The sequence below is a fragment of the Ruegeria sp. BH6 genome (assembly GCF_056538105.1).
Genome location: NZ_JBQFSR010000003.1, coordinates 438,709 through 448,425, shown reverse-complemented (window position 1 = coordinate 448,425; position 9,717 = coordinate 438,709). Strand labels below are relative to the sequence as shown.

The 9,717-nt window shown below is 58.5% G+C and carries 11 protein-coding genes; 1 reads left to right on the top strand and 10 read right to left on the bottom strand.

Features of this window, described 5'->3' with window-relative positions:
* A partial coding sequence (locus tag ACR0B8_RS10280) for a hypothetical protein (protein WP_480658449.1) occupies positions 1–181 on the top strand: 181 nt, incomplete at its 5' end.
* A gap of 70 nt (positions 182–251) precedes the next feature.
* Here ACR0B8_RS10280 and ACR0B8_RS10275 read toward each other — a convergent pair.
* From ACR0B8_RS10275 to ybgC, 10 genes are all read right to left on the bottom strand, one after another.
* Positions 252–830, bottom strand: a complete 579-nt coding sequence (locus tag ACR0B8_RS10275) for an MOSC domain-containing protein (RefSeq protein WP_170362400.1) — start codon at positions 828–830, stop codon at positions 252–254.
* A gap of 105 nt (positions 831–935) precedes the next feature.
* Entirely contained in the window at positions 936–2,852 is a 1,917-nt protein-coding gene (ftsH, locus tag ACR0B8_RS10270) for an ATP-dependent zinc metalloprotease FtsH (RefSeq protein WP_170362401.1), read from the bottom strand.
* Positions 2,853–2,928: 76 nt separating this feature from the next.
* Positions 2,929–4,113 (bottom strand): tRNA lysidine(34) synthetase TilS, encoded by a 1,185-nt coding sequence (gene tilS / locus ACR0B8_RS10265; RefSeq protein WP_319003495.1) that lies wholly within the window; start codon positions 4,111–4,113, stop codon positions 2,929–2,931.
* Between the two features lie 65 nt (positions 4,114–4,178).
* The gene (ybgF, locus tag ACR0B8_RS10260; protein WP_226688965.1) at positions 4,179–5,009 is read right to left on the bottom strand and encodes a tol-pal system protein YbgF; all 831 of its coding nucleotides are present in this window, start codon (positions 5,007–5,009) and stop codon (positions 4,179–4,181) included.
* A gap of 4 nt (positions 5,010–5,013) precedes the next feature.
* A complete protein-coding gene (gene pal / locus ACR0B8_RS10255; protein ID WP_170351705.1) occupies positions 5,014–5,523 on the bottom strand; it encodes a peptidoglycan-associated lipoprotein Pal in 510 nt (169 codons plus the stop codon).
* An 88-nt stretch (positions 5,524–5,611) separates the two neighbouring features.
* Positions 5,612–6,931: a Tol-Pal system beta propeller repeat protein TolB gene (tolB, locus tag ACR0B8_RS10250; protein WP_170351706.1), complete on the bottom strand. Its 1,320-nt coding sequence runs from the start codon at positions 6,929–6,931 to the stop codon at positions 5,612–5,614.
* Positions 6,928–8,028 (bottom strand): energy transducer TonB, encoded by a 1,101-nt coding sequence (locus ACR0B8_RS10245; RefSeq protein ID WP_170362404.1) that lies wholly within the window; start codon positions 8,026–8,028, stop codon positions 6,928–6,930. The genes tolB and ACR0B8_RS10245 overlap by 4 nt, the downstream gene beginning before the upstream one ends.
* Positions 8,029–8,037: 9 nt before the next feature.
* Positions 8,038–8,514, bottom strand: coding sequence for a protein TolR (tolR, locus tag ACR0B8_RS10240; protein ID WP_170351708.1), 477 nt, complete (start codon positions 8,512–8,514; stop codon positions 8,038–8,040).
* Positions 8,515–8,516: 2 nt separating this feature from the next.
* A complete protein-coding gene (gene tolQ / locus ACR0B8_RS10235) occupies positions 8,517–9,212 on the bottom strand; it encodes a protein TolQ (protein WP_170351709.1) in 696 nt (231 codons plus the stop codon).
* Between the two features lie 109 nt (positions 9,213–9,321).
* On the bottom strand, positions 9,322–9,717 hold the full coding sequence (gene ybgC / locus ACR0B8_RS10230; RefSeq protein ID WP_170351710.1) for a tol-pal system-associated acyl-CoA thioesterase: 396 nt from the start codon (positions 9,715–9,717) through the stop codon (positions 9,322–9,324).

The window sequence follows — 9,717 nt, the reverse complement described above, 5'->3', positions numbered from 1 at the left end:
CACTGGAGATGCCAATTTTCGCACCGATTTCCTGAATCGGCTTCTTGTTCGCCTCACGGGCAATTTCGATGTCGGATTTGTAGCTCATTGGGCAGGGTCCCTGATTGAATGCCGTGCGTGCCGACGCAATACGTCGGTGCTGATCAATCCATACCGTCGTGTACAATCGCAATGGATATGAATTCCGACATAATCATGGCGTGAAACGGCGTTGACCCAGTTCTGGCGCTGTTAGCGCAACATTCCGAGGCTTATAAGGGTTCCCACGCGCGCTGATCCGGCACAAAAAGCGAGACGGAGTCGTTCAGCTTCAACGTTCCCGGACGTTCGATCCAGGCCGTGACGCCACGACGGCCCCTGGCAGCGGGTTTGAACGTCTTGCCATAGCCTGGAATGTCAGATTCGATTTCTTTCCCTGGATAAATGCAAGGGCGGTTCTCCATATCAACGGTCATCGTAAGCCCATCGGGGGCCTGCAGCCGCGATGAGGGCGGAATATGGGTAAAATCCGGTATTCCCTTTAGCACGATCGACGCCCCCAAATAGGTGGGGTCGAGCGTTTCCAGCCCCATTTCACTTGCGATCTCGTCCAGTTCTTCGGACGACAGAATCGTCAACTGACGCACATTTCGAATTTCAGTATCTTCGGGGTACAGGTTCTTCATACGCATACATGAGGCGCGATTGACCCCTGCGTGACGGGCGCCTGTTTCCCCGGCAAAATCAAGATCCAACCGATCGACCGGACGGGCGCGCAGCGAGCCACCTGACGGGACATGCCCCAACCAGACAACCTGCGCCGAATACTCGGTTTTTCGCATCACCGGCATGTGGGGCCTCGCTCCAAATTCCTGACAACGGCTCTTCGCACCGTACGTATCCCGACTGTGAAGTGAAGCAAAAAAGACCCGGGACGATGCCCGGGCCTGATGTACTTAAGCTGAAGGTTCCGGCTCCATCCCGCCATCGGGCGGAGACTTCTTGACCTTTGTCTTGGGAATCGCCGTCACGCTGGGCGCGCTGCCCTCGTCGGGATTGTCACCATCATCATCACCCTCGCTGGGCGATTCACCGTTCATGACGCGCTTGATCTCGTCCCCGGTCAGCGTCTCATATTCCAGAAGACCCTGTGCCAGACGCTCCCATTCCTCGTTCTGTTCGGTCAGAATCTGGTGGGCGCGCTCGTAACCCTGCTGGATCAGACGCTTCACCTCTTCCTCGATCAGCTCTTTGGTATGGGCCGAAACCGAGAACCCGGCGGTATTGCCAGAGTATCCATCATGCGCCTCGGCATAGTCGATATTGCCGACCTTGTCCGACATTCCCCAGCGCATCACCATGGCGCGCGCCAGTTGGCTGGCCTGCATGATGTCACCGGCAGGACCGTTCGAAACGTGGTCTTCGCCGTACTTGATCACCTCAGCGGCCTTACCCGCCATGGTCATGGCCAGCTTTTGCTCACATTCGTCACGGTGATAGTTCAGTCGATCCATTTCCGGCAGCGAAACAACCATGCCCAGCGCACCACCGCGCGGGATGATCGTCGCCTTATAGACCGGATCACACAGCGGCAGAGTCAGGCCGACAACGGCGTGACCGGCCTCGTGATAGGCGGTCTTTTCCTTCTGATCCTGGGTCAGCACCATCGAGCGACGCTCGGCCCCCATCATCACCTTGTCCTTGGCATTCTCAAAATCTTCCATGGTGACAAAGCGACGGCCCACGCGCGCGGCCATCAGCGCGGCCTCGTTCACGAGGTTCGCCAAATCCGCACCCGAGAAGCCCGGTGTACCACGCGCGATGATGCGCAGATCGACATCGGGGCCCAGAGGTGTCTTGCGTGCGTGAACGCCCAAAATCTTTTCGCGGCCTTTGATGTCGGGGTTGCCGACGGTCACGTTGCGATCAAACCGGCCCGGACGCAGCAGCGCAGGGTCCAGAACATCCTTACGGTTGGTTGCCGCCAGAATGATCACGCCCTCGTTTGCCTCGAACCCGTCCATCTCGACCAGCAACTGGTTGAGGGTCTGTTCGCGTTCGTCATTACCACCGCCATAGCCGGCACCACGATGGCGACCCACGGCGTCGATCTCGTCGATGAAGACGATACAGGGCGCGTTCTTCTTGGCCTGTTCGAACATGTCGCGGACACGGGATGCACCGACACCAACGAACATCTCGACAAAGTCGGACCCTGAGATGGTGAAGAACGGCACACCTGCCTCACCCGCAATGGCACGGGCCAGCAGCGTTTTACCGGTACCCGGAGGGCCAACCAGCAGCGCGCCCTTCGGAATCTTACCACCCAGACGGCTGAATTTCTGCGGGTTACGCAGGAATTCCACGATCTCTTCCAGCTCTTCCTTGGCCTCATCAATGCCCGCGACATCGTCAAAGGTGACGCGGCCATGCTTTTCGGTCAGCATCTTCGCCTTGGACTTGCCAAAGCCCATCGCGCCGCCTTTGCCACCGCCCTGCATCCGGTTCATGAAGTAAATCCAGACACCGATCAGCAGCAGGAAAGGCAGCAGCGTGATCAGGAAGGACTGAAACCCGGATTGCTGCTGTTTCACGGCCTGAACGGGAATGTTTTCATCGATCAGCAGCTTGGTGACTTCGGCATCGGCGGGTTTGATGGTGACATAGGTCGCGCCGCTTTGCGTGGAATAGCGAATCTGTTCACCGTCCAGCGTCACATTTTTGACTTCGCCGCTTTCAACTGCGCTGACAAAATCGGAATAGGTTCTTTCATTGCTCTGAAGCGTTCCGCCCTGGCCACTGAAGAAATTGAACAGTGCAAGGATCAGCAGAAACAGAACGACCCAGAAGGCGATGTTACGAGCGTTGCCCAAGGAATATCTCCCAAAAGATTTCGGCAGGTGCGGGTCTGCCGGTTTGCCCTATAAAATAGAGATGATTCAAGCATGTTCAATGCGATAAAAGCGAAGAGTAAAACTCGGGCCTTTGTGGGGCCATTTCGGCTGTCCAACCGTTGGAATAATCAACTAGGGGTGCAGCAAGCAGCTTTTCACCGCTCCACACGGCAGGCGAGGCCAAAAGCGCCATACGTGGTTTGCCCAATGCGCGCCATTCCGGCACCTGCGGCAAACCAGTCTCACCCAGCGCACGCACCTCGGCGCCCACGGCCCGAGGGCCGGACAGAACCCAGCGGTCATCCCAAAGCTTTTCCGGGGCGGTGATTTCTGTCACCACGGCGTTTAGCTCTCTGCAAAACCACATTTTATCGCCGTGTGGGATCAACAAACAGCCCGCCAGAGTCAGGGTCTTTGCATCCCGAACGGCTGCCACAGCCTGATCCACCGCAGCCCCGCGCGGCGGATAGCCCGGTCCTGCGATCCACATGGTTATTCCAATGACCAGCCGCCGTTGAATCTCCGCCGGAAGCAGTTCAAAGCCGTTGCGGTCCACGCAAATGTCCCCGCTATCCACATCAGTAACTCGTCGTGCGGATTCCTGCGTATAATGCGCCAGTGCTTCACGCGCTTGTGCAAGATTTTCAGCCACGCGCGACAGCGATTGTGCAGAAATCCCCAGCGGTTCCAGCCCTGTCAGGGCTTCACGCGCTTTGATCCGGTCGAATTTGAAGTCCTGATTCGACGGGTCCTCGATCCAACTTGCGCCGATCCGCGACAGGTAGCCGCGCAGGATTTGCCGAGTGATTCCCAACATCGGGCGCAGCAGCGACACGCCGTTTTGGTCCCGCACCCAAGGCATCCCTGACAATCCTGTCACACCGGCCGCCCGGCCCAACCGCATCAGAACAGTCTCGGCCTGATCATCGGCTGTATGTCCCAAAGCAATCGCCGATATGTCATTCCGGTTCGCCCAGTCGGTCAACAATCGATACCGCGCCTGACGGGCCTGATCCTGCAGATTGCCTGTGCCATCCCACCCCTGCCACCGCAGCGTTTCGTGCGGGATATTCAATCCAGCGGCCTGTTCGGCCACGCAAATAGCCTCAGATGCCGATTCGAGGCGCAATCCATGATCCACGGTGGCCGCAAACAGATCGACCTGCTCGGACCGCGCGATTTCATGCAGCAGATGCAGCAGCGCCACCGAATCTCCGCCACCAGATACGGCGACACCCAAACGTGGCGGCAGTCGGTCAGGAAGCCGCTTGCGGAGTTCAGATCGAAGTGTTTCGGCCTCGCCCGTCAAGAACAGCCCAGCGACGCCATTTCCTGAGTGGCAGCGGATACTGTGGCCGAGGCCGGGAACCGCACGCCAACCTCTGTCAGGGTGATACAGGCCTGTTCGGTTTGACCCAGACGACCCAACGCGGCACCCAGTTCAAACAGAGCCTCGGGGGCAAACGCACCTTCGGAATCGCCGGTAAAACTGGCCAGGAACGCCCGTGCGGCCTCACGCGTGTGGCCCAATCCGTCCAGCGCCTGCCCGCGCTTCAAATGTGCTTCGGGCGCAAGCGGGCTGCCGGGATACGACGAATCGAACTGCGCGAACTGGTCGGCTGCGGCCTGAAAATCCCCTTCGGACAGGGCCAGCGCAGCAGCTTCGAAGTCTGATTGTTCACCGATCGCCAGTTCCCCCTGCTCACTTACCGAAGAGGGCGTTGGTGAAATGGGTGCCGCAGAACCGACCGTAGCTCCTGAATCACCACCCAGGGTCGAGGTTTCGCCAAGCGTACTCAGATCTCCGCCTTCCAGTTCGACCAGACGGAACTCCAGGTCGCCGATCCGGTTGGTGCCATCGGTCACGACGTTCTGAACCCGCTGATTTAGCTGCTCGGTCTGGCTCGTGAGGCGTTGCAACTCGGCCTCGATCGCGTCGACCCGTTCCAGAATGGAACTGCCAGACAGGTTCGGCGCCGGAGATCCGGTCGTCGAAAACTCACGCTTTAGGCGTTGAATCTCCACGTGCAGCACTGTCAATTCCTGACGGATATCCGCCAGTGTCTGCTGATCCTGTGCTTGTGCCACACCGGCGGTCGCAATAACTGCGGCCAGAACCCATCTTGCAAGTCTCATCGTTTTACCCCAAGGTTGAACCGGTCAGCACCGTAACCGCGCGGCGGTTCTTGGAATAGCATTCCTCGGTGCTGCAAATCTCAATCGGGCGTTCCTTGCCGTAGCTGACTGTTGTCAGGCGATTCCCTGCCACCCCGCGCGAGATCAAATAGTCGCGGGCCGCATTCGCCCGTTTCGCGCCCAGACCAAGGTTATACTCGCGTGTGCCTTGTTCGTCTGCATGACCCTCGATAGTAGCCACGAAATCCGGGTTGGCCAAAAGCCAATCTGCCTGCCCCTGCAAGACCGTTTGCGCCTGCGGCGTCAGTGTGGACTGATCCACTGCAAACAATACCCGGTCGCCAACAGTTTGCTGGAAATAGGCGGGCGAGCGCGGATCGCTGGGCGAGCCCGGCGCAATGGCACCATTTGCGCCATTTCCAAAACCGCCACCCAGTGCCGATGGATCGTTGTTGGTGCAGGCGGCGATTACACTCAGCGCGCCTATAGCCAGAACTTTGCCCAATACGTTCATTTCAAGTGCCTCGTTGTTTTATCGGTTTATTGCCGTCTCTGTATCACAGTGCAGGATTTTTGTGAACTTTTCCAACCGCCTGCCCCGATCAATTCTGCAATGGCCCCCAAGACGGATCGCTGCCGCCATCCGGAGTGCGCACCGGATGCAAGTTCCGCCCCGAAATATCCACGGAATACAGCGTCGCCCGCCCGCTGGCCCCCTGCGTTTCGCGGGTAAACATGATGACGCGGCCATTGGGGGACCAGGTCGGCCCCTCATCAAGGAAGGATGAGGTCAGCAGTCGTTCTTCACTGCCATCCGTACGCATGACACCGATGTGAAAACGGCCCTTGTTTTGCTTGGTAAACGCAATCAAATCGCCACGCGGCGACCAGACCGGGGTGCCGTAGCGGCCTTGACCAAAGCTGATCCGTGTTGCCTCACCCCCATTGGCGGGCATGATATACAGCTGCGGTGTGCCCGAGCGGTCGCTTTCAAACACGATCTGCGAACCGTCCGGGGAATAGCTAGGCGCGGTTTCAATGGCCGTCGTATTGGTCAGACGAACGCTTTGGCCCGAGGCCAAGTCCATCTTCCACAGGTCGGTATTGCCGCCCTGAATCAGCGAATAAACAATCGAGCGGCCATCGGGCGAAAAGCGTGGAGAAAAGCTCATCGTGCCTTCTTGCGTCTGCAATTCGGTTCTTTTCACTCGGTCGACGTCCAGAACATAGATGCGTGGCTGACCGGTTTCATAACTGGTATAGAGCAACCGATCGCCCGACGGCGAAAAGCGCGGGGCAAGGACGATGGCGGCACTGTCAGTCAGGTACTGCACGTTGGCTCCGTCATAATCCATGATCGCCAGACGTTTCAGGCGCTGATCCTTGGGCCCGCTTTCCGAAACAAAAGCCACGCGGCTGTCGAAATATCCGCCCTCTCCCGTGATGCGGCTGTAAACCTGATCGGCTACTTTATGCGCCATGCGTCGCCACCCTTCGGTAGTGCCTGCAAATTGCAGACCGTTGCCCAGTTCCTGACCCGAAAACACATCCCACACCCGGAATCGCACAGTCAGCCGGTTGCCGGAGACGTTCACAGCACCCGTCACCAGCGCATCGGCATTGATGGCTTTCCAGTCGGCAAACTGGACCGGCGCATCAAAACTACTGACTCGACTGATGAATGCGTCCGATGAGATTTCGCGGAACAGCCCCGTACCGGTCAGGTCGGCGGCAACGACCCGAGAGATGTCGTTGGCATATTGCGCCGCGGCTGGCCCGTCAGGCACAAAATTCGGAACCGCAAAAGGCAAGGGTTCAATGATCCCCTGATCCAGTTCCAGACGCAGCGGTCCGCTCTGTGCGTATACCGGCGCTGTCATAATCGTCAGGCCAAGCAATAGGCTGGTCAGAAATCTCATCATTTGATCCGCATCCTCTCGGGATTGAATGTAATCTCAATATCTTGCCACTGAGCATATTTGTCAGCAGGCAGGTCGTAACCTTTGGCACCACAGCGCAATATTGCCCGTCTGGCGGCTTCGTAAGCTTGTTTAGCAGACGCCGTTGTTCCGCCCGAGCTATCGATCATACGCAGGCTCCCGCCTTCCACCTTCCCTTCACGGGTCAATGAAAATCCAACGACTACAACCGTTTGCAAGGCATCCGTGGACAATGACCCAACGTTCCAACACTGCGACACGGCCAGACGCATTGCATCTTTCTCACCGCTTGTCAGTGGAGGACCAGCAGGCTCACTACTCTCTTGCAAAGCCTCGGCCAAAGCATCTTCAACGGCGCTTTCGTCAACTTGTGTTGGTGGCGTCGACTCCTGCTCCTCAGGTTCAGCCACTACCGGATCTGCCGGTGGCGCGGGTCGGTTTGGCCGCACCTGCGGTCGCGGGGACGTACGCGGAGCGTTCTCTTTGGTTTCCTCGGCTTCGGTCACGATCTGATCCGTGGCCTCTTCCGGAGCGGTTTGATCCTGCTGTTCCTGCTGGGTATCCGCACCCTCATCCAGCGACACAGCGGGCGTTTCCACTTCGTCCGGTTCCGCCTCGGGCGGTGGTGGCGCAATGGGTTCCGGTGCAACCTTGTCAGCGGGGCGCGGCTGCGCCTCGGGGCCCGGAGCCACGGGCAGCACTTCGGTCACTGGCTCGGGCTGATCCAGTGTCGGCGCTTCGTCGACCACTTCGGGTTCTGGCGGAGCCTCGACCGGTTCGGGTACGGGATCGGGCTCGGGTTCAGCTGGGGTCACAACCTCGGGTGGGGTTTGTTCTTCTTCAACCGGTGCGGGCGGTGTCACATCTTCGGTGGGCACTTCGGGCGGTTGCAGGGCAACGGGTGTCGACACCTCAGGCGCGGTGCGCTGTGCGGTTAAAGCATCGAACTGATCAACCGAGACCACCGACACCTCCTGCACAGCCATAGGCAGGGGGTCGGACCGGAACGTACCGCCGAAAAAAGCCCATCCAATCAAGACGACATGGGCAATAGCCGAGATCTTGGTGCCGGTATCCACCGCGCGGCCTCACTCTCCACCTTCGTCCAGGGCCGGCCCGCCGCTATCGGTCACAAGACCCACATTGGAAAACCCACCCGCATTTAACGCACCCATTACCTGCATCACCTGCGCGTAAGGAATCGCCCCGTCGGCCCGCAGGAACACGCGATCACTGCTGCGTTCTGCCGCAATGGCGCGCAGTTTGCCAATCAACTCTTCGCGCACCACGTCCGTCGTCTGGATCTGCACGCGTCCATCCGCGGTCAGTGTTACAGTCAGTGGTTCTTCGTTATCGCCGGGCAAGGCACTGGCCGCCGTTTTCGGCAAGTCTACAGGCACCCCAACGGTCAAAAGCGGGGCCGCAACCATGAAAATAATCAGCAACACCAGCATGACATCCACAAACGGCGTCACGTTGATTTCGGCCATTGGCTGCGCCCGGCCGCGACGCCGCCCGCGTCTGCGCCCGTTCCCACCACCGTTTTGCTGAACTGCCGCGCCCATCGTTAGCTGTCCAACTGTCGCGACAGGATGGTGGCGAACTCGTCAGCAAAGGCTTCGTACCCGCCAACGATCCGGTCACTATCCGCACTGAGCTTGTTGTAGAAAATGACCGCCGGGATCGCCGCCAGCAGGCCCAGACCCGTGGCCAGCAACGCCTCGGCAATACCCGGCGCCACAACGGCGAGGTTTGTGTTCTGTTGCTCGGCAATCTCGATAAAGGCGTTCATGATGCCCCAAACGGTTCCAAACAGACCAATAAACGGCGCGGTCGAGCCGACGGTCGCCAGAATAGGAAGGCCCTTTTGCAGCGTCTCAGCCTCTTTCGCGATGGCAACGTCCATGGATCGGTCGATCCGCGCCGTGGCCCCGGCGATCAGCCCGCCATCAGTGCGATGAGACCGCCGCCATTCGATCATACCGGCGGCAAAAATCTTTTCCGAACTGCCATCAGGCTGCGTTCCAATCTGTTCGAACAGCTCATCAAGGGGGTTCCCTGACCAGAAGCTTTCATCAAACACCTGGGCCTCACGTCGTGCCGCGCGGTAGTTGATCAGCTTTTGAATGATGATGCCCCAGGACCAGATAGATGCGCCGATCAGCATCAGCATCACCAGTTTGACGATAAAGGTCGCGCGGGCATACAGCCCCCACATGGAGAAATCGATCTCCTGCGCCAGCGCCAGCGTTTCAGCTTCCATGAACCTGCTCTTTGTTTTGCCTGTTGGCCGTTCGTTTGGCCTTGTTTTGTCAAACGCTAACCCAGATGGTCCTGAAAAGCCAACAGAACCACCCCAACGCCGCAATTTGTTACAGCAATGCGCGAATCTCTGCCGGAAGCCGCACCGGTTTGCCCTGTGCATTCATGCAAACGGCGGTGACAGTGGCACGAAAAATCTCGGTTTCGCCTCTTTTTACCAACTGCCCCATCGTAAGCCGAACGCCCGAGCGTGAAATGAAATGAGTTTCGATGGTCAACTCATCGTCGAACTTGGCCGGGGCCAGGTAATCCGCCTCAATCCGCCGGATGACCCAAACTATCCCATCATCGCGCATCGCATTTTGGTCATTGCCCAACCGGCGCACATAGTCCGACCGGGCGCGCTCGATGTATTTCAGGTAATTCGCGTGATAGACCACGCCGCCCATGTCGGTGTCTTCATAATAGACCCGAACCGAATAGATGTGCTTTTGCGGGTCGGTCAT